We start from the raw sequence: 19298 nt of genomic DNA, 5'->3' as shown, positions 1-19298 counted from the left end.
TTTCCCTGTGGTACGTGGAGGCCGGCAAGTACGGGGTGCTCCCGATCGACGGAAGCGCACTGGCGCGGATGTCGACGGAACGTCCGCAGATCGGCAAGGCACGGACCAGCTACGTTCCGGCCCGGCACCCAGTCGCTGCCGCCCTCCGTCGCCCCCAGGGTGCTCAACCGTCCGCACAGCATCACCGCCGATGTGGAGATCCCCGCCGACGGCGCCGAAGGCGTGCTCATGAGCCAGGGTTCGATGGCCGGCGGCTGGAGCTTCTACATCAAGGACGGCAGGCTGACGTACGTCCACAACTACGTCTCGCGGGCCCTGTACACGGTGTCGCGGTGGCCGAGTTCCCGGTGACCACCCCCGTCATGTTCAACCCCGGCGGGATGACCTGCGGCGCCAACCCCGGCCAGCCGGTGACCCCCGACTACCGGCCACCCTTCCGGTTCACCGGCGCACTCCACACCGTGACCATCGACCTGTCGGGCGAACTCATCACCGACGCGGACAGCGAGATGCGCATGCACATGGCCCGGCAGTGACCATCAGGTCGACACGAGGTCCCGGGGCCGCGGTCCCGGGACCTCCTCTTCCCGTGTCCGGTGGCGGGGTCAGGGGCCGCCCACCGGGACGATGTCGGGGGCTCCCAGGCGCACCGCGTCGGCGGTGCGGTCGTCCGGCTGGAGCTGGGCCTCGCGTTCGGCGGCCACGCGCTTCTCGTAGTGGTCGACCTCGCGGTCCTGGTGTGCCCGGTCCCAGCCCAGGTGGGGCGCCATCAGTTCGGCGACGGTCCGCGCCGCGTCGACCCCGCGGTCCCAGGACTCGATGGAGATCCGCGTGCGTCGGGCGAGGACGTCCTCGAGGTGCCGGGCCCCCTCGTGGGTGACCGCGTAGACGGCTTCGACCCGGAGGTAGTCGTCGGAGCTCGGGAGGGGTTCTCCGAGCGAGGCATCGTCCGCGACCAGGGCGAGCAGTTCGTGGATCAGGGAGCCGTACCGGTTCAGCAGGTGCTCGATCCGGGCGACGTGCAGTCCGGAGTCCGCGGCCAGCCGGTGCCGGGAGTTCCAGAGGGCGGAGTAACCGTCGGCGCCGACCAGCGGGACGCGTTCCGTGGCGCACTCCGGGACCTTCTCGTCCAGGCCCCGGGCCGCCTCGTCGACCGCGTCCTTGGCCATCACCCGGTAGGTGGTGTACTTGCCGCCGGCCACCACGACCAGCCCGGGGACCGGGTGGGCGACGAGGTGTTCCCGGGAGAGTTTGCTGGTCTCGGCGGCCTCCCCCGACAGGAGCGGGCGCAGGCCCGCGTAGACCCCCTCGACGTCCTCGGGGGCGAGGGGCGTGGTCAGCACCGCGTTGACGTGTTCCAGGAGGTAGGCGACGTCCTCCGAGCTGAGGGCCGGGTGCGCCTTGTCGAGGGTCCAGTCGGTGTCGGTGGTCCCGATGATCCAGTGCCGTCCCCAGGGGATCACGAACAGGACGCTCTTCTCGGTGCGCAGGATCAGCCCCGTGCGGGAGTTGATCCGGTCGCGGGGAACCAGCAGGTGGACGCCCTTGGAGGCGCGGACGTGGAACTGTCCCCGGGTGCCGGCCATCGCCTGCGTCTCGTCGGTCCACACACCGGTGGCGTTGATGACCTGGCGGGCGCGGACCTCGGTCTCATCGCCGGTCTCCAGGTCGGTGACGACGGCGCCGACGACGCGTTCGCCCTGGCGCAGGAAGCGGTCGACGCGGGTTCGGTTGGCCGCCAGGGCTCCGTAGGAGACTGCGGTACGAACGAGGGACATGGTGTGGCGGGCGTCGTCGACCTGGGCGTCCCAGTACTGGACGGCGCCGACGAGGGCGTCGGAGCGCAGTGCGGGCGCTTCGCGCAGGGCCTGCCGTTTCAGCAGGTGGCGGTGGTGGGGCAGGCCTCCGGTGGTGCCGGAGGCGGCGGCCATGGCGTCGTACATCAGCACGCCCGCGCCGACGTACGGCCGCTCCCAGATCCGGTGCGTGAGGGGGTAGAGGAACGGCACCGGGCGGACCAGGTGCGGGGCGAGGTAGCGCAGGAGGAGTCCGCGTTCGCCGAGGGCTTCGGCGACGAGGCGGAAGTCGAGCATCTCCAGGTAGCGCAGGCCTCCGTGGATGAGCTTGCTGGAGCGGCTGGACGTGCCGGAGGCCCAGTCGCGGGCTTCGACGATGCCGACGGCCAGTCCCCGGGTCGCGGCGTCCAGGGCCGCTCCGCCGCCCACGACGCCGCCTCCGACGACCAGGACGTCGAGTTCGTCCTCTCCCATGGCCACGAGGGCCCGCGCCCGCGCTCCGGGCGACAGGGCCGCCGTACCCCCCGTACCCCCTGTGGTCGCCGTGGTCGCCATGGTCTCCTCCTCGTGCCGCGGGCCGCAGGGGACGGCCCGATGCGGTGCGGCCGACGCCGCCGGCCGCACCGCTCGTGCTGAACTGCTCGTGCTGGACTATTCGACCGTGGCCCAGTCGAGCGTGCGCTCCACCGCCTTCTTCCAGCCCGCGTATCCCTCCTCGCGCTGTTCTTCGGACCATTCGGGCTGCCAGCGCTTGGACTCCTGCCAGTGCGTGCGCAGTTCGTCCGTGTCGCGCCAGAAGCCGGTGGCCAGTCCGGCGGCGTACGCGGCGCCGAGCGCGGTCGTCTCGGCGACGACGGGGCGGCTGACCGGTACGCCGAGGACGTCGGCCTGGATCTGCATGCACAGGTCGTTGGCGGTCACGCCGCCGTCCACCTTGAGGACGTCGAGGTGGACGCCCGAGTCCCGTTCCATGGCGTCCACCACGTCGCGGCTCTGGTAGCAGATGGCTTCCAGGGCGGCCCGTGCCAGGTGGCCGCTGTCGTGGTAGCGGGCGAGCCCGACGATCGCGCCGCGGGCGTCGGAGCGCCAGTACGGTGCGAAGAGGCCGGAGAAGGCGGGTACGAAGTAGATGCCTCCGCTGTCCTCGACGGTGCGGGCGAGGCGTTCGCTCTCGGACGCATCCTTGATGATCTTGAGTTGGTCCCGCAGCCACTGGATCGCCGAGCCGGTGACGGCGATGGATCCCTCCAGTGCGTAGACGGCCGGGCTGTCCCCGAACTGGTAGGCCACGGTGGTGAGGAGGCCGTGTTGGGAACGGACCAGTTCGGTGCCGGTGTTGAGCACCAGGAAGTTGCCGGTGCCGTAGGTGTTCTTGGCTTCGCCGGGTGCGTAACAGACCTGCCCGACGGTGGCCGCCTGCTGGTCGCCGAGGACTCCGGTGATGGGGATGGCCTCGCGCAGCGGACGGGAGGTACGGGTCCGTCCGAACGCCTCCGGGTGGGAGGACGGGTTGATGGTGGGGAGCATGGACCGGGGAACGCCGAAGAACCCGAGGAGTTCGTCGTCCCAGTCGAGGGTCTCCAGGTCCATGAGCATGGTGCGGCTGGCGTTGGTCACGTCGGTGGCGTGGACGCCGCCGTCGGGTCCGCCGGTGAGGTTCCACAGCACCCAGCAGTCGGTGTTGCCGAAGAGGGCGTGGCCCTGTTCGGCCGCCTCGCGCACCCCGTCGACGTTCTCCAGGATCCACTGGATCTTGCCGCCGGAGAAGTAGGTGGCCGGTGGGAGGCCCGCCTTGCGGCGGATGACGTCGCCCTGGCCCGAGCGCTCCAGCGCCGCCGCGATGGAGTCGGTGCGGGTGTCCTGCCAGACGATGGCGTTGTAGTAGGGGCGACCGGTGCGCGGGTCCCATACGACCGTCGTCTCGCGCTGGTTGGTGATGCCGATGGCCGCCAGGTCGGCGGCGGACAGGTTGCCGTGCCGGAGCGCGTTCTGCATCACCGAGTTCGTGCGTTCCCAGATCTCCACGGGGTCGTGCTCGACCCAGCCCGAGCGGGGCAGGATCTGGGAGTGTTCCAACTGGTGCCTCGCCACCTCGTTGCCTGCGTGGTCGAAGATCATGAATCGGGTGCTGGTGGTCCCCTGGTCCACCGCGCCGACGAAGTCAGCCATGGCGTGCCGCCTCTCTAGGCGATTGGGGCCCGTACGGGCTGTGGTGCGGGGGCGGGCCGTCTCCGGCCCGCCCCGGCGGTCCGGTCAGCTCTCGTCCGGGGCGGGGACCCGTCCCGCGGGCTCCGGTTCGGCGGTGGGCAGGTACCTGCCGATGAAGGTCTTGTAGATGACCGCGCCCAGCAGGCCACCGATGAACGGGCCGATGATGGGCACCCAGAAGTAGAAGTGCCCGTACTGATCACGCCACGCCCCGCCGTAGCCGGTGAGGAAGCTCGCCAGGCGGGGTCCGAAGTCACGGGCGGGGTTGATCGCGTATCCGGCGTTGGTGCCGAAGGCCATGCCGATGGCCACGACGATCAGGCCGACGATGAACGGGGCCAGGTTGGCGCCGGGGGGCGTGCCCAGCAGGTCGGTGACCGCGAGGATCAGCAGGAGCAGGAGCGCCGTGCCGATGATCTGGTCCCGCAGGGCGCCCCATTCGGTGACCGGCAGGTTGGGGTTGCCGTTGGCCGGGAGCGTGGAGAAGACGCCCTGCGTCTTGATGGTGTGACCGGGGTCGGCCTTGGCCAGTGCCTCGGAGTAGTTCCACCGGATGATGAGGGCCGCGACGAAGGCGCCGGCCACCTGGGCCACCATGTAGGGAGCCACCCTGCGCCACGGGAAGCCCTTGAAGGCCGCCAGTGCGAGGGTGACCGCCGGATTGAGGTGGGCACCGCTGAGTCGTGCCGCGACGTAGACGCCCAGGGTCACGGCGAGACCCCAGGCCCAGGCGATGCTGTCGTGGTTTCCGAGGCCGCCCGCGGGGTCCGTCAAGGCCCCGCCGGCGACCACCTGGGCCACCACGCCACAACCGAAGAGAATGAGGATCATGGTGCCGGCGAATTCGGCGGAGAGCTCGCCGACCAGACCATGTCCCTTGAGGCGCTCAGTCATGGGTTCCGCTTCCCGCCGGCACGACGGCCGACTTCGACTGCCCCGAGTCCTCTGAAGGTACGTTGCACGGTGCGCCCGCGCTCGACGGGCCGCCGGTCCAGTATTGGGATCTTTCCCGCTGACCGCAGCTCGTAACTCTTCCGGGGCCGGGAACGGAAGTCCTGGCGGATGTGCCCTGCCCGGAAGGACGGCACACTGGGGGTGGGGCGTGCGCGGTGCAGGGCGTGCGCTCACCGCACGCGCCCGCCCGTCCGGGGCCGCGGGACCGTACGGGGTCGTAGGGCCATCCGGGGTCGTAGGGCCGTCCGGGGCCGTGGGGCCCGTCCGGGCCACGGGGGCGCTTGGCCACTCGTCCGCCTGTCGTATCCGGGAGGCACCCGATGAACATGCTGATCAACAGTCCGCAGACCGTGGTCGCCGACGCCCTGCGCGGGCTGGCCGCCGCCCATCCCGACCTGGACGTGGACGTGGAGGGGCGGGTCGTCGTACGGCGTGACGCGCGCGAGGGCGGGCGGGTCGGCCTGGTGTCCGGCGGAGGCTCCGGGCACGAACCCCTGCACGCCGGATTCGTCGGGTACGGGATGCTGTCCGCCGCCTGCCCGGGCGAGGTGTTCACCTCCCCCGTGCCCGACCAGATGCTGCGGGCGGCCAAGGCCGTCGCCTCCGGGCAGGGTGTGCTGTTCGTCGTCAAGAACTACACCGGGGACGTCCTCAACTTCGACATGGCCGCCGAGCTCGCCGAGGAGGACGGGATCCAGATCGAGAGCGTCCTGGTCAACGACGACGTCGCCGTGACCGACAGCCTGTACACGGCCGGGCGGCGCGGCACGGGGGCCACGCTCTTCGTCGAGAAGATCGCCGGGGCCGCGGCGGAGGAGGGCGCCCCGCTGGAGCGGGTCGCCGCGCTCGCGCGGCAGGTCAACGAGGCCTCGCGCAGCTTCGGCGTGGCACTGGGCGCCTGCACCACACCCGCCAAGGGCACGCCCACCTTCGACCTGCCGGACGGCGAGTTGGAGCTGGGGATCGGCATCCACGGCGAGCCCGGCCGGGAGCGCCGCGCCATGATGACGGCGCGGGAGATCGCGGAGTTCTCGGTGGGGGCCGTACTGGAGGACATGGCCGCGGTGGCCCCCGCCGACGGTCCGGTCCTGGCCCTGGTCAACGGGATGGGCGCGACGCCGCTGCTGGAGCTGTACGGGTTCCACGCCGAGGTGGCGCGGGTCCTGGAGGCGAGGGGTGTGCCGGTGGCCCGGACACTGGTGGGCAACTACGTCACCTCGCTGGACATGCCCGGGTGCTCGGTGACGCTGTGCCGGGCCGACGAGGAACTGCTCCGGCTGTGGGACGCGCCCGTGCAGACGGCGGCCCTGCGCTGGGGCCGCTGATCGCGGACCGGCCCGGGCCCGACGGCGTGGGCGGCGGGCGGACGAGACCCGGTACGTGACGCGGACTTCTTCGAGAGCTGGACCGCGTCCACCGCGCCCGCGACCCTCCCCCGCCGCCGCCGGGACCGGGCGGCCGCTCACAGGCCCGCCGGGCTCCGTACCCGGACGCTGCGCGAGGGCGGAGCAACGGCTCGGTCCACGGCTTCACCGGAGGCCACTGGTTTCGCCGTCTGCCGGTGGACTGCCTTTACCTCGATCAGGTCAGCTGGGGAACAGTCGAGGATCCCGCACAGGGCAGCGAGCTGTAGCTCCACCGCAGTCCCCCGGTCAGGGTGCAGCCCGGACCGACCTCCGGCGCCTGGACCGCCTCCGCGATCAAGACCTCGGCGCGGGTGTTGCAGCCGTCGGAGGGGTTCGCGCCGGTGTTCCAGTGCCGGAAGCTGGAGCGCTGGTACCCGGTCCGGTCCCCGGTGGCGCGCGTGAGCGCGGAGACCGCGACCCCGATCGGCAACACCTGCGGCACAGCGGCCGCGGCCGGCACGGCGGGTTGTTCGGCCGCGTGCGCGGCAGCGGGCAGAGACAGGGTCAGGGCAAGAGCGGCAGCGCGACAGCGGACCGCATCATGATCATCATGTGCCGGTCGTATCCGCTGCAACGCGGCCAAGGACAGCCCTGCAGAGGCGGGTTCACCCTCCCGGAGCGCCCGATTCACCGGCGAAACGCCACTGCACACCCGCCGCCCGTCCCCGCCTCCGGAGCACACCCCGCCCGTGGAAGCCCCCACCCCAAGCGCCGAAGGCGCGCCTCGGTCCGGCACGAGCACCTCCCGCGCCCCCTCAACCGGTGGTTTCACCGCGTGAGGACCATGAAGGCCGTGGCGGCGCCCCTAGCTTCGTTGTGCCGACGGCCCGGGGAGGCCGCCGGCACCACCACAGAGGGGAAGAACTGCACATGCCCATGAGCAAGAAGACCCGCGCAGCCGTGTGGACCAGCGTCGCCCTCGGACTCCTCGCCGGCGGAAGCTGGGCGGGAACAGCGGTGGCCGCACCCCCGGGCTCCGCGAAGGTGACCGCCCCCTACGCGCAGGCCGCGGCCGTGGTCAACGCCAACGGCAGCGTCAACCGGTCCAAGGGCATCGAAGCCGTCACCAAGCCCGCGGCGGGCCACTACTGCGTCGAGCTGGAGGACAAGGACCTCGACATCCGCAAGCTCGTCCCCACCGCCACCCTGCAGTACATCAGCTTCGAATACGACATCCGGATCTCGATGTGGCCGCACCCCTCGTGCGGGACCCGCACCGACACCTTCCTCGTCATCACCGGCAAGCCCGGCGTCTACGAAGACGCCTCCTTCTCCATCGTCGTCCCCTAACCCCCTCCCCAGGACTGCGGACGGGCACCGCAGGTTCCCCCGCGCAGTGCCGGCCCGCGGCCCGTACCCCGCATCGAAAACGAAGGCCAGGGGCTGTCCAGCCGCCAGCCCCAACCGGCTCCGCGGCCGCTCACCCGGCGGCCGCGACCGGGCCCTCGCCGAACCGGGGTACGTCCTCGAGCCCGACGTCCAGGCGCAGCCGCTGAAACCGGAGCGGGTGGCGGTAGACGCCGCCGCGGTCGATGGCGCGATCGGCGCCGACCTCGGCGACCAGAGCGGGGTGGACGAGGGTGGTGTCCAGGATGTCGCGGCTCCCCCGCGTCGCGGAGAAGCGCACGCCCTCCCACGGGTGCCCGGGCGCGGAACTGTACGACCTGTTGAGAAAGAACGGCGGGCCCAGGGCCGCGCCCCTGGCAGGGCCGTTGGGGCGGCGAGCGGCGGCGGCCTCAGGCCTGCGCGTGCAGGAGTTCGGCGAGCAGGCCGCGGACGCGCTGCTCGTCTCGTCGCGGATCGGGCGCACGGCCTCGACGCCCTGGCCGGCGGGGTCGTCGAGTTTCCAGTCGAGGTACCTCTTACCGGGGAAGACGGGGCAGGTGTCGCCGCAGCCCATGGTGATCACGACGGTGGTTGCCTGCACGGCCTCCACGGTGAGGACCTTCGGGGTCTGGGCGGACAGGCCGATGCCCACTTCGGCCTTGCTCCCGGAAAGGGTCGCTTCCGGGAGTCGGACGGCACGCGCCATCCCCACGTATTGTGACCGCACGACTGCGGAGTATGCAGCTTGGCCGCATGGCTGCTGACACCACCCGCCGATTGATCCTGCTGCGTCGCGGACACCCTTGCGGGCGACTCCGAGGGCGACGCGCAGGCGCGGATCAGCCGCAGGGGGTTCCCAACCGCCTCGATCGCGGTCCTGACCGTCCAAGGGTCCTGGAAGGCAGTTGAGCTCGGCAGCGCCTGCCTGGTCGATTTCTGGTCCCCTGAACGCGCTGAGCAACGGGCCGAAGTGACGTCCATCGGGCGTGATCAGCATCGCCGCTGCCCGGCACAGGCAGCGGCGATCTTGTTCTCAGAAGAGTGCCGCTGCGGGCTCCTCCGATGGGGGTGTCTTCGGCCGGCGGGTCAAGGACAACGATCGCCCGTTCAGGGGACGGCCTGGACCGGTGGCGTTGCCGAGGATCCCCTCCACGCCCGACACGTCCGTCCAAGACTGAAGTCGCTCCCTCGCCTCGGCAGGTCCGTCGTCTGCGGGCAGAGCGTCCATGGGGCCGTGAGGGCGTGCTCGGTGAACAGGTTCTCCAGCAGTGCGCGCCGCTCTGCGTACGGGCGGGTGAGGAGCTCTTGGCCGTCGTGCTGCAAGAGGTCGAAGGCGGAAGCGGACGGGTTCCTGGATTCTTGACGTCGAACATTCAGGAACCCGGGCGCAGCTGTTCCTTCTCTGCCCGCATCCCTGTCGGGTTCGCGGCCGTTTCGAGCCTTCGGCACCGCGATCGTCCCCGCCGAAACAGGGGTCTCCGATCCGCACCCTGCTCGGCACGGTCGACGGCCGCGTCGGGTTGTCGACTTCAGCGACCCGCTCGCCCTGGACAGCGTCCGCATCAAGGCCGCGATCGGCGAGCACGCCGCAGCTCCGCTCGTGATCGTGGAGGGCACCTTCGCGCTCGCCCTGCCCGAGCTCATCGCCGTTGCCACGCTGACCGCGTATGTCGGCCTCGGGGTGCGGACTCCGCCGAGCTCGCACCCCGTCCCGGTCAAGTCGTGTTCGACGGCGCCGGACGCGCTCAGCCGAAGCGGTTGATCTTGGGGAACTTCGCGGTGGTGTCGACGTAGTACTTGCGGACCAGCGGGCCGAAGCCGCCCTCCTCGTCGCCGAGGATCATCGACTTGACGACCTCCAGGCTCTTCGCCGCGGTGAACTCCTCCGGCTTCGTCTCGGGCTCCCCCGCGACCAGTGCCTTCCACGCCGCACGGGACTCCGTCGTGGCGCTGACGTCCGGGTCGAGGCCGAGGTAGTAGACGCGGTCGTCGGCGTCCTTCCCGACGGCCAGGAAGACGATCACGTGGAATCCGCTGGTGAACTTGCTCTTGGCCCCGCCCACGTGCTCGGCCGGGCCGTTGACGTACACGGCGCGCTCGGCCTTCAGGGCCGTGTCGATGCCGGTCCACGCGGCCGAGGCACTGAGCACCGACCCGAGGTCGGCGGGCGTGAAGAGCCCGTCCTTCCCGGGGCTCAGCAGAGCGCCGACCGCCTTGGCGCGCCCCTGGCAGTTGCTGTCCATCATCTTCCCGAACGCGGAATCGACCGGCATCTGCAGCCAGCACGCGAGGCGCTTGAGGCCGGTGCTGCCCTCCGTCGCGTCCACCGCCTTCGCGATCCGGTCCCTGATGTCCTTGAGCGCCGGCGTGGGCTTGTCGCCGGCCTTAACGTACGCCTGCTCGATCACGAAGCATCCCCCCGAGTCCGGGCTCCACTTGGACCCCACCATGACGCACGGAGCGTACCCACGAAGGAGCGGAGCGTGAAGGCCCCGGGGCGCCCAACACCGCGTCACAGGCGGCCGAAACCACAAGGCGTGGCCCACGACACTCCAGGGGCACGGTCAGCCGGGACCCGATCCGGATGCCTCCTTGGAGGCGACCGTGCCGGGGACGGCGTCTGGGAGCCCGAGCGGATCCCCGTCAGGCCGACTCGGCATCGTGCAGCAGGATCGCGTCTTCGCCCGGACGCGCGAAGTAGCAGTCCAACGCGGTGCCACGGCACGATGTCGTAGTACTCGCACAGCTCGATCACAGGGTTGACCAGCTGGCTGATCGACGACGACATCAACCCCGCCGCGTCCCGCGCCCGCTGGTACCGCGCCAGCGTGTCGAAGAAGTACGACCGCTCGCCTGCCTGCCCGGAACTGCTTCGGTAGGTAACGACAACCGGCCCGCCTCGGTGTCCCAGACGACCAGTTCGCCATCGAGGACCAGGCCGGGCTCGCTGCCTTCTCCTGTCCGAGCGGTTCGAGTGGCCCCGCGTCACCGTGTTCAGCGCAGACGCGCAAACCCACCCACTCCTGACAGTGCTCATCAGCGTCCGCCACGACCCCATCCCCCGGAGCCGCCCGTCTGAAAGGCAGGTGTGGGCGGGGGTGCTCGCGTGTGGCTGCCGCAGGTCAGTGGGTGGCGGGTTCCCGGTCGTCGGTGTGGGTGCCGGGGTAGGCGTCGGCCATGGCGGAGTGGCCGGTGGTGAGGAAGTCGTGGATCGCGGCCAGGTAGACGGACCGTTCCACGGTGCCGTCGCCGTCGGTGTCGAAGGCGGTGAACGCGGCATCCGCGCCCTCGGCGCTGTTGCCTGTCGCTGCGCGCAGCCGGGTGAACTCGCCACGGGTCACACGTCCGTCACCGTCGTGGTCGGCGAGGTCGAAGAGGGAGCCGAGGGCGGGCCGGCAGGACTCCTCGAAGGCCTCGTGCCCGGCCCAGGCGCGATACTCGTCGAAGGTGACACCGCCGTCAGCGTCTGCGTCCATCTGCCGGAAGACTTCCCTGTGGGCCGCGCGGGCCACAGCGACCAGGGGGTGATCGGGGTCGCGGTTGCAGGCGGTGGCTGCCCGTTCGACCCGGGCGAGGTATTCGGCCTCGGTGATCACACCGTCACCGTCGACATCCAGCATCGCGAAGATGCGCCGCTTCGCTGCGTCCGACATTCCGTCACCTTCCATTCGTAACGCGCCAATTTCGCTCACCGGAAACCCTATCGACCGGGCGTCTGCCCCCTGGGCCGGACACGACTGGCTGTTCGGCGGACGCGACAGCGGACCGCTTCGTGATCATCATGGGCCGGTTCTACCGGCCCCACACCGTCAGCAACAGCCCGTGTCGGCCGGGTTCACCCGCCCGAGCACGCCGGTTCACCGGCGAAACGCCACTGCACACCAGGCCCTGGCTGTGAACGCGAAAACGGCCAGCGCCGACCAGCAGCGCGTGAAAGGCACCGGGGAAACGGAAGGCGGGTGCCCCTGGGCCGAGACGTGAGACCCGGGACACCCGCCGATGTGGCGCAGGCTGGTCCAGGCGGACCGGTGCCTGGCTCCTACTGGGGGGAGACCTCGGTCTTCGGCTTGCCGAAGTGCCACTCGTAGACCACGAACTTGAAGGTCTTGAGGTCGCCGTTCATGTCGAAGGACAGGTCGCCGGTCGGGGTGCGGAAGGTGCCGTTGTGGATCTCCTCGGCGACCTTGTCGGTGTCCGGGTTACCGGCCTTCTTGATGGCTTCGGCGATCAGCTGGACCGCGGAGTAGGAGAGGAAGACGTAGGGGCCGCTGGGGTCCTTACCGTCACCCTTGATCGCGTCGACGATGGCCTTGTTCGCGGGGTCCATGTGGAACGCCTTGGGGGCGGTGACCAGCAGGCCCTCGGCCGCGCCCTGGGCGATCTGGGAGACCGAGTCGTTGGCGCAGGCCTCGGCGGCCATGAAGCGGGCCTTCAAGCCCTTCTCCTGGGCCTGGCGCAGGAGAAGGCCGAGCTCGGGGTGGAAGCCTCCCCAGTACACGAAGTCGACGTTGTTCTGCTTCAGCTTCTGGATGATCGAGGTGAAGTCCTTGTCGCCGGCGTTCAGGCCCTCGAAGACGGCCACCTGCACGCCCTTGCCCTCCAGCGTCTGCTTGACCGCGGTGGCCACGCCTTCGCCGTACTGCCGCTTGTCATGGAGAACGGCGACGACCTTCGGCTTCACGTGCTCGGCGATGTAGTTGCCGGCCGCCGGGCCCTGGGCGCTGTCGAGGCCGAGGGTGCGGAAGATCAGCTTGTAGCCACGGGCGGTGATCTCGGGCGAGGTGGCGGCGGGCGTGATCATGACGATGCCCTCGTCCTCGTAGATGTCCGATGCCGGCTGGGCGCAGTCCGAGGTGGGGTGTCCGATGACGAACTTCACGCCGTCGTTGACGACCTTGTTGGCGACGGCGACTGCCTGCTTCGGGTCGGCGGCGTCGTCGTATTCCTTGGCTTCCAGCATCTTGCCGTCGACGCCACCCTTGGCGTTGATGTCCTTGATGGCCTGCTTGGCGCCGGTGAACTGAATGTCGCCGTACTGGGTCACCGGGCCGGTCTTCGGACCGACGATTGCGATCTTGATCGTGTCAGCCACTGCGTCTCCCACTCGAACGGATGGTCAGCCCGCCAACCGGGCGTCGGGCGGTGGCTTCCGCGCAGGACGGTCGCCTGACCCGGCCGCAGTCCACCGTCACGCCCGGCCGACAGCCCGGCGCCATGCCGCAAGCACGCCGCATTCACTCGAACGAGCAAGTGAAAGCCGGACTGGGGAACGGTGAAGGGTGGCGGTAGACGCCGCCGTGGTCGATGGTGCGGTCGGCGCTGACCTCGGCGACCAGGTCGGGGTGGACGAGGGTGGTGTCGAGGACGTCGCGGCTCCCCCACGTAGTGGCCAGGAAGGCTGAGCTGCCGCCGTTGCTGGGCCGATGAACGGGGAAGGCAGGGGTGGGGCCGAGCCCAGACCCACCCCCAGTAAGGTGCGGGACCTACTCGGGTCGGACCTGCGCGGCCTGCATCCCCTTCTGGCCCCGTTCAGCGACGAAGGAGACGATTGCTGCCCGCGCCCAGGTGCGGGCCTACACATTTCACCCATCCGGTGACACTCAGAAGGCGCATCTGACCTGCTTGATCAACCTTCGATGCTCCCGCAGATCCGCGGGGGCGAAGCCCAGCAGCGCCCGGTCCGCGGCACGTGCCAGGAGGGGCAGAAGATCATCACCATCGCCGCCCTGCACCCGCCTCACCGGCCGCCGGCCCCGTTCCCCAACCGGAGCAGCGACCCGGCCCCCACCAAGGCGCGGCAGCGGACCGCCCCCACAGCGGTGAACGCCGGCACACCGCGCCCGCGCACCGCCGCACGACCGGGCTGCGAACGGCACCCCGCCGGACCGCCGCCCCGAAGCGGGCCCCGCAGGCCGGGCTCCGGCACCAGTGAGGTAGCAATCGTGAAGGGTCTCGAACCGGTCCAACGTCTCATCGTCAACCTGCCCGAGGAGCGCTGTCAGGGGCGTGCCAGGACTCGCCGCAAATCGTCTCGGTCGAACGCGTGGCCAGAGACCAGCAGAGTTCGGGTGTAAGAGTCCAGAGCAGAGATGAGATCCTCCGAAAATCCTGCTACGGCGGGTAGATCCCACACACCAGTGAGCAGGGCGTCGAGGCGACTGGGATCCGCTGGCAGGTGGATGTAGATCTCCCACGGCGGGACGTCTTTGAGTCTGGCCCGTTCGGAGCGTGGGAACATCCGGTTTCCCGCTCGCTCCAGAGCCCGCAGCACTGCCAGTTCCGGTGCCGCTGTCATGTCCAGTGCCGCCGCCATCGCACTCCAGTCCATTCGTTCGAGTGCAGCCTCAGCAGCGCTCACGCCAGTGCACCGCCGACCCGGTCGATCCCGGCCTGACGCTAGGCGGTGAGCAGGGCGGGCAGGGCGCGTTGCGCGAAACTTTGACTCGATCGTGGAGGGTGATGTTGCCTTCTGTGGGGTGGAGCGGGCCGGAACGCCGGCTGGCCCAGCGGCGCTGCGGCGCGCATATGGGCCCAGCAGCAAGCACCTTGCACGGCCGATACAGGCCGGCAAGCCGGCCCTGCCAGCCAGTACCCACCGATACGCTCCCGCTTGGAACCGCGATCAAGTGGGGGGAGCATGAGCGCCGAGCTGGACATCCTGGATGGTTTCGTGCGTGACGCCATGTTTATGGATGAAAGCTTCAAAGAGACATCGACGCTGCGGCACCCCACCGATCAGGGCAATGAACGCGAATACGCGGTGAGGTCGGTGGTCGGCAAGTACATCCAAAGACAGGCGACGATCTACAAGCGCGCCGGCGTCGAGGACTCCAGCACGGGCGCTTGGTTCCGCCAGCAGGACGTCGTTCTGGCAGACCCCCGCGTCGAGCCCCACCGGACACTCAAGGACGACGGACGGGTCTACATCGATCCGTCAGCGGTCCACACCGCGATTGAGGTGAAGAGCGTGCTGAACGGCGGAGTCCTGGACGCCGCCATGCAGTCCATCGCGGACGTCCAGACTGCCCCGCGACGTCGTCGGGCCGAAGTCCATCACCTTCGGTTCCCCGCCAGCACCGGGCAGGTCGACCACGTCCCGACCTCAGGTGGGGTGTTCGCCTATAGCTCGACGTCGAAGCGGGTGAAGACAGTGACCAGCTGGATCGAGGACTGGTGCCGAAATCGCCCGCCAGAGGAGTGGCCCAAGTTCGTCACCATCGCCGACCTGGGCCACTTCATGTGGTGCGCCCCGGAGTCGGGGAGCTGTGTTCCCTGGCCCACTACCGGAACCGAGGTGCTCATGTGCTTTCAAGCGACGCGGGCGCATCATCCGCTGGTCGCGCTGGCCACACATCTGAACCACCTTGCCCGCCTCTGGTGGGTGCCCGGCACAGAGTTCCGCCTCGGGGGAGTCGCCGACATCCCCCACGGCCTGCGTGTGGGCGACCCTGTCTACCCAGCCGGAGTCACGGCGCCACGAGACACTTGCGATCACCCGTGTGTGGACTGTCAGCGTTTCGGCTCGCCCTGACGCCCGTCACCGGCCTGGGCCACCCCAGGGGCGAAACGGTTCTGCGCCCCGAGGTGGAACCGCTTCAGCGAGCTCGCCGAGCAATGGGAGAGTGCCGGCCGCCTGGTGCCAGGCCGCGCGGACGAAGAGTGGACGATCCCTACCATCAGGAGACGAAGAACATGCTGGTCAGCTACTCCCCAAAGAAGCTCGGCTTCTTTTAGGCGCATGACGGCGCCTGACCTGGGCTTTCGCCCGTCAGGCGCCGTCGGCGCGACCTGCTCGACACGGGTGTCCATTCTTCTGGTTCCTCCCGGTTCCTCCCGCTCCTCTCCCGCTCCAGACCGGCTGCTCCGGACCAGTCGCGGACCGGGCCCGGCTCACCAGGCGGGTGGCACGCCCTCGCTGCCCCGGTCTCGCGAACCCGGTCGCGGACGGTCGAAGTACGCGTCAGCTGACCCGAAGACCGACCGCCAGCGTCAGCTCGAGGACCCGGTGTGGCGATGCGAGATCCGGGAACAGCTCCCGCAGCTGCGTCATCCGGTACCGGACGGTCTGGGGATGGACGAACAACGCCGCCGCCACATCGTCCCGCCTGCCCTGGTGAAGCAGCCACGCCCGCAACGTCTCCTCCAGCCGCCGTGCGGTCGTGACAGGCAAGGTCCGCAACGGTGCGAGGGCTCGGGCCCGCAGGTCTGCGAACGCGTCCACGTCGGCACTCAGCACCAGCTCGGGCAGGTGGTCCTCGGTATCGCGGATATCGGAGGAGAGGGAGCGCGCGCGTGCGGCTCGTGCGTACGAGGCGGATGCACGAGTCCATGGCCGGGCCGGGCCGACCACGGCGGTGCGGTCGGTCAGCTGCCGCAAGAGATGTGGCCGGTCGGCATCGGGGACGAGCAGCACGCCGAAGGCGTCCGGCAGATCGTCGAGGACGAGGGTGCTCGGGTCGAGCGCGCGGTAGGCAGGCCGGGCCTGGGCGGCGGGCAGCAAGACGGCGGTCAGCGAAACCGGAGGCTGCCACCCGGCCCGTTGAACAGAGGCCAGCAGGACGTCCGGGGTCGCGCCGGCGAGGAGGTCGCGGGCCAGGTGTTCCAGGTGGCGCTCGTGGTCACGGCCCCGGGCGGCCAGTTCGTCGGCGTGGCCCGCGGCGCTCGCGGCGGAGAGCTCGTCGATGTAGGCGAAGGTCAGCTCGGCGAACTTGGCGACCTCGGCGGCGGGCAGACCTGCGGGTACGGCACCCGCCGCCAGGCATCGCCAGGCCACGCGGGCGCCGACGCGGTAGGCGCTGAGCAGGGCGTCCATCGAACGCCCGTCGCGCACCTCGCCGCGGCCCAGCTCGTAGGCCGCGTCACCGGCGTCGCCGCCCGTGGCGTTCCCGCTCGCGAGGTCCAGGTAGTGCCCCAGGGCGGTGCGGACGGCTCGGCGGATGGTGACGCCCATGCGGCCCGAAAGGGCGTTGGCGTAGGGAGGGACCTCGTCGATGATCGCCTGGACGACCTCGTCGGCGGTGGTCTTCAGCGCGGCCCGAAGTGCGGTGACCGTTGTCTGATCCAGGGCCAGTTCGGTGACCCTCCGGATTGGATGGCTCATATTTTGTTCCCTGCGAACAATTCGTCCGACTAAATTTACGTCTTGCGGTCAGGACTTTACGCCTTGAGGCGTATCAAGCTGGGGTCATGACGAGTGCAGCCCTCCGCAGTAGGGCGTGGAAACTGCTGGAGATGATCACGACGCCGCTGCTGCCGTCGGACTACCTCGACCTGGTCAGCCCGCTGCGCGCGGGCGCTGACCTGCGTGGGCGCCTCGAGGCCGTGCACCCCGAGACGGGTGACGCCGCGACCATCGTGATCAGGCCGGGAAGGGGCTGGCGCCGTCACACGGCCGGTCAGTACGTGCGGATCGGCGTCGACGTCGACGGGAGGCGCCTGTGGCGTGCCTACTCCATCACCTCGCCGACAGACCGCCAGGACGGCCGCGTCACGATCACCGTGAAGGCGATCCCGGACGGCAAGGTCAGCAACCATCTGGTCCGCAGGGCGAAACCGGGCACGCTGGTGCAGCTCGACCAGCCGACCGGTGACTTCGTACTGCCGAAGGCCAAGCCCGCCAAGGTGCTCTACTTGACGGCCGGCAGCGGCATCACGCCCGTGATGGGCATGCTGCGCGACAGCGAGTTCGACGACGTCGTCATGGTCCACTGCGCGCCACGGCCGCAAGACGTGATCTTCCGCAACGAGCTGCACGACCTGGTCGCGGCCGAGAAGCTGCGGCTCACCGAGGTGCACACCGACACGGACGGCATGCTCGACATCGCCCGACTCGACGAACTGGTACCGGACTGGGCCGAGCGCGAGACCTGGGCCTGCGGGCCCGCGGGCCTGCTCGACGCCGCCGAGGAGTTCTGGAGCGGCCACGGCGTCGCAGAGCGCCTGCACACCGAACGCTTCCGCCCCGGCATCGTCGTCGCCGGTGACGGCGGCGAGGTCACGTTCAGCGCCACCGGCAAGACCGTCGACGCGGACGGCGCCACGCCGTTGTTGGACGTCGGCGAGGAGGCCGGCGTGCTCATGCCGTCCGGGTGCCGCATGGGCATCTGCTTCGGCTGCGTCACACCGCTCAAGGCGGGCGCCGTCCGCGACCTGCGCACCGGCGAGATCACCGAGGCCGAGCCGGGCGTCCTCATCCAGACCTGCGTGTCCGCCGCGGCGGGCCCCTGCGATATCGAACGGTAGGAGCACCTTGACCGCCATCGACCCCACCGCCCACCTGACCGCGGAGCAGATCGAGGAGCTCGGCCGCGAGCTGGACGCGATCCGCGATGAGGTCATCGCCAGCCGCGGCGAGAAGGACGCCGCCTACATCCGGAAGGTCATCTCGGCGCAGCGCAAGCTCGAGCTGGTCAGCAGGGGCGTGCTGCTGTTCTCGTTCTTCCCGCCCGCTTGGCTGATCGGCACCGCCGGGCTGTCCGTGGCGAAGATCATGGACAACATGGAGATCGGCCACAACGTCCTGCACGGCCAGTGGGACTGGATGCGGGACCCGAAGATCCATTCCACCACCTGGGAGTGGGATCACGTCTCGCCGTCCGATCAGTGGAGGCATTCGCACAACGAGCTGCACCACACGTACACCAACGTGATCGGCAAGGACAACGACCTCGGCTACGGCATCATGCGCGTCGACGAGGACCAGCGGTGGCACCCGTTCCACCTCGGCCAGCCGCTGTGGAACTTCATCAACGCCTGCTTCTTCGAGTACGGCATCGCGGCGTACGACCTGGAGCTCGGCAAGAACCTGCACAAGCGGCGCCGCAAGAACCCGGAGTTCCGCGCGCGGGCCAAGGCCGTGGGCCGCAAGATCCGCAAGCAGGTGCTCAAGGACTACGTGATCCACCCGCTGCTGTCGGGCCCGTCGTTCCTCACCACGCTCGCCGCCACGTTCACCGCGAACCTGGTCCGCAACATCTGGTCCCACTCGGTGATCATGTGCGGGCACTTCCCCGAGGGCGTGCAGGTCTTCGAGCGCCGGTCGATCAAGGGCGAGACGCGCGGCCAGTGGTACCTGCGCCAGATGATGGGCTCGGCGAACATCAGCGGCAGCAGGGCCATGCACTTCATGACCGGCAACCTGTCGCACCAGATCGAGCACCACCTGTTCCCGGACCTGCCGAGCAACCGGTACGCCGAGGTCGCGGTGAGGGTGCGCGCGCTGTTCGAGAAGTACGAGCTGGAGTACGTCACCGGGCCGCTGCCCAAGCAGGTGTTCTCCGCGTGGCACAAGGTCTTCCGGCTCTCGCTGCCGAACAAGAAGCCCAAGGTCGATGCGCCGGACCGCGAGCAGGAGCTCGTCGCTGCCTGATTCCCAGTATCGGACGGCTGCGACCCGAACGGTCGGCCCTTCTCGCTCTGCACGCCGACCCGCCCACCGGACCTCGGAAGGACCGGGCGGTCCGGGCGGTCCCGGCGGTCCGGGCCGTCCGGGCCGCGCAACCCGCGTGAGATTCGGACACGGGATGTGGCGGTCCGACCGGTGGGCGTGCTGGACTGCCCGATCCCTGCCGCCCGGGCCGGAACGTACCAAGATCCGGACCCTTCCCGG

At 69.9% G+C, this 19298-nt stretch carries 16 protein-coding genes and 1 pseudogene; 7 read left to right on the top strand and 10 right to left on the bottom strand.

Annotated features, from left to right (window positions below; all coding sequences use genetic code 11):
- The first annotated feature begins 159 nt into the window (after positions 1-159).
- On the top strand, positions 160-351 hold the full coding sequence (locus AB0D29_RS06700; RefSeq protein ID WP_362852482.1) for a hypothetical protein: 192 nt from the start codon (positions 160-162) through the stop codon (positions 349-351).
- Positions 333-536 (top strand): hypothetical protein, encoded by a 204-nt coding sequence (locus AB0D29_RS06695; RefSeq protein WP_362852481.1) that lies wholly within the window; start codon positions 333-335, stop codon positions 534-536. Before AB0D29_RS06700 ends, AB0D29_RS06695 begins: the two co-directional genes overlap by 19 nt.
- 69 nt (positions 537-605) lie before the next feature.
- On the opposite strand, the gene AB0D29_RS06690 is transcribed toward AB0D29_RS06695, so the two are convergent.
- The 3 genes from AB0D29_RS06690 to AB0D29_RS06680 all read right to left on the bottom strand — a co-directional run bounded on the left by AB0D29_RS06690 (position 606) and on the right by AB0D29_RS06680 (position 4898).
- Positions 606-2351 (bottom strand): glycerol-3-phosphate dehydrogenase/oxidase, encoded by a 1746-nt coding sequence (locus AB0D29_RS06690; RefSeq protein ID WP_362852480.1) that lies wholly within the window; start codon positions 2349-2351, stop codon positions 606-608.
- A gap of 96 nt (positions 2352-2447) precedes the next feature.
- Complete coding sequence (gene glpK / locus AB0D29_RS06685; protein WP_362852479.1) at positions 2448-3965, bottom strand: glycerol kinase GlpK; 1518 nt, start codon at positions 3963-3965, stop codon at positions 2448-2450.
- A gap of 84 nt (positions 3966-4049) precedes the next feature.
- Positions 4050-4898 (bottom strand): MIP/aquaporin family protein, encoded by an 849-nt coding sequence (locus tag AB0D29_RS06680; RefSeq protein WP_362852478.1) that lies wholly within the window; start codon positions 4896-4898, stop codon positions 4050-4052.
- Positions 4899-5278: 380 nt separating this feature from the next.
- On the opposite strand from AB0D29_RS06680, the gene dhaK reads away from it, so the two are divergent.
- A complete protein-coding gene (dhaK, locus tag AB0D29_RS06675; protein WP_362852477.1) occupies positions 5279-6283 on the top strand; it encodes a dihydroxyacetone kinase subunit DhaK in 1005 nt (334 codons plus the stop codon).
- A 256-nt stretch (positions 6284-6539) separates the two neighbouring features.
- Here dhaK and AB0D29_RS06670 read toward each other — a convergent pair whose 3' ends face one another.
- Complete coding sequence (locus AB0D29_RS06670; protein WP_362852476.1) at positions 6540-6797, bottom strand: hypothetical protein; 258 nt, start codon at positions 6795-6797, stop codon at positions 6540-6542.
- Between the two features lie 443 nt (positions 6798-7240).
- Here AB0D29_RS06670 and AB0D29_RS06665 point away from each other — a divergent pair, with 443 nt between their 5' ends.
- Positions 7241-7654 (top strand): hypothetical protein, encoded by a 414-nt coding sequence (locus AB0D29_RS06665; protein WP_362852475.1) that lies wholly within the window; start codon positions 7241-7243, stop codon positions 7652-7654.
- A 130-nt stretch (positions 7655-7784) separates the two neighbouring features.
- Here AB0D29_RS06665 and AB0D29_RS06660 read toward each other — a convergent pair whose 3' ends face one another.
- The 5 genes and pseudogenes from AB0D29_RS06660 to AB0D29_RS06640 form a co-directional block, all read right to left on the bottom strand.
- Positions 7785-7991 (bottom strand): hypothetical protein, encoded by a 207-nt coding sequence (locus tag AB0D29_RS06660; protein WP_362852474.1) that lies wholly within the window; start codon positions 7989-7991, stop codon positions 7785-7787.
- A 109-nt stretch (positions 7992-8100) separates the two neighbouring features.
- Positions 8101-8348 (bottom strand): annotated as a pseudogene (locus tag AB0D29_RS06655) (phosphotyrosine protein phosphatase); the annotation flags it as partial.
- Positions 8349-9435: 1087 nt separating this feature from the next.
- Positions 9436-10140, bottom strand: a complete 705-nt coding sequence (locus tag AB0D29_RS06650; protein ID WP_362852473.1) for a hypothetical protein — start codon at positions 10138-10140, stop codon at positions 9436-9438.
- A gap of 672 nt (positions 10141-10812) precedes the next feature.
- A complete protein-coding gene (locus AB0D29_RS06645) occupies positions 10813-11343 on the bottom strand; it encodes an EF-hand domain-containing protein (RefSeq protein ID WP_362852472.1) in 531 nt (176 codons plus the stop codon).
- A gap of 386 nt (positions 11344-11729) precedes the next feature.
- Positions 11730-12782 (bottom strand): high-affinity branched-chain amino acid ABC transporter substrate-binding protein, encoded by a 1053-nt coding sequence (locus AB0D29_RS06640; RefSeq protein ID WP_362852471.1) that lies wholly within the window; start codon positions 12780-12782, stop codon positions 11730-11732.
- Between the two features lie 1545 nt (positions 12783-14327).
- Here AB0D29_RS06640 and AB0D29_RS06635 point away from each other — a divergent pair.
- Positions 14328-15221, top strand: a complete 894-nt coding sequence (locus tag AB0D29_RS06635; protein ID WP_362852470.1) for a DUF6602 domain-containing protein — start codon at positions 14328-14330, stop codon at positions 15219-15221.
- Positions 15222-15650: 429 nt separating this feature from the next.
- Here AB0D29_RS06635 and AB0D29_RS06630 read toward each other — a convergent pair whose 3' ends face one another.
- The gene (locus tag AB0D29_RS06630) at positions 15651-16790 is read right to left on the bottom strand and encodes a helix-turn-helix domain-containing protein (protein WP_362852469.1); all 1140 of its coding nucleotides are present in this window, start codon (positions 16788-16790) and stop codon (positions 15651-15653) included.
- 86 nt (positions 16791-16876) lie between these two features.
- Here AB0D29_RS06630 and AB0D29_RS06625 point away from each other — a divergent pair, with 86 nt between their 5' ends.
- On the top strand, positions 16877-17932 hold the full coding sequence (locus AB0D29_RS06625) for a ferredoxin reductase (protein ID WP_362852468.1): 1056 nt from the start codon (positions 16877-16879) through the stop codon (positions 17930-17932).
- A gap of 7 nt (positions 17933-17939) precedes the next feature.
- Positions 17940-19058, top strand: a complete 1119-nt coding sequence (locus AB0D29_RS06620; RefSeq protein WP_362852467.1) for an acyl-CoA desaturase — start codon at positions 17940-17942, stop codon at positions 19056-19058.
- The last annotated feature ends 240 nt before the right edge of the window (positions 19059-19298 follow it).

The organism is Streptomyces sp. NPDC048424 (assembly GCF_040651555.1).
Taxonomy (GTDB): Bacteria; Actinomycetota; Actinomycetes; order Streptomycetales; family Streptomycetaceae; genus Streptomyces.
Note: the sequence above shows the minus strand (reverse complement) of the source record. Positions and strands in the feature narration are given on the sequence as shown.

Coding starts and splice junctions, on each gene's coding strand:
- AB0D29_RS06630 (WP_362852469.1), bottom strand. CDS start 16,790: ATGAGCCATCCAATCCGGAGGGTCACCGAACTGGCCCTGGATCAGACA.
- AB0D29_RS06680 (WP_362852478.1), bottom strand. CDS start 4,898: ATGACTGAGCGCCTCAAGGGACATGGTCTGGTCGGCGAGCTCTCCGCC.
- AB0D29_RS06665 (WP_362852475.1), top strand. CDS start 7,241: ATGAGCAAGAAGACCCGCGCAGCCGTGTGGACCAGCGTCGCCCTCGGA.
- glpK (WP_362852479.1), bottom strand. CDS start 3,965: ATGGCTGACTTCGTCGGCGCGGTGGACCAGGGGACCACCAGCACCCGA.
- AB0D29_RS06625 (WP_362852468.1), top strand. CDS start 16,877: ATGACGAGTGCAGCCCTCCGCAGTAGGGCGTGGAAACTGCTGGAGATG.
- AB0D29_RS06650 (WP_362852473.1), bottom strand. CDS start 10,140: ATGGTGGGGTCCAAGTGGAGCCCGGACTCGGGGGGATGCTTCGTGATC.
- AB0D29_RS06635 (WP_362852470.1), top strand. CDS start 14,328: ATGAGCGCCGAGCTGGACATCCTGGATGGTTTCGTGCGTGACGCCATG.
- dhaK (WP_362852477.1), top strand. CDS start 5,279: ATGAACATGCTGATCAACAGTCCGCAGACCGTGGTCGCCGACGCCCTG.
- AB0D29_RS06645 (WP_362852472.1), bottom strand. CDS start 11,343: ATGTCGGACGCAGCGAAGCGGCGCATCTTCGCGATGCTGGATGTCGAC.
- AB0D29_RS06690 (WP_362852480.1), bottom strand. CDS start 2,351: ATGGCGACCACGGCGACCACAGGGGGTACGGGGGGTACGGCGGCCCTG.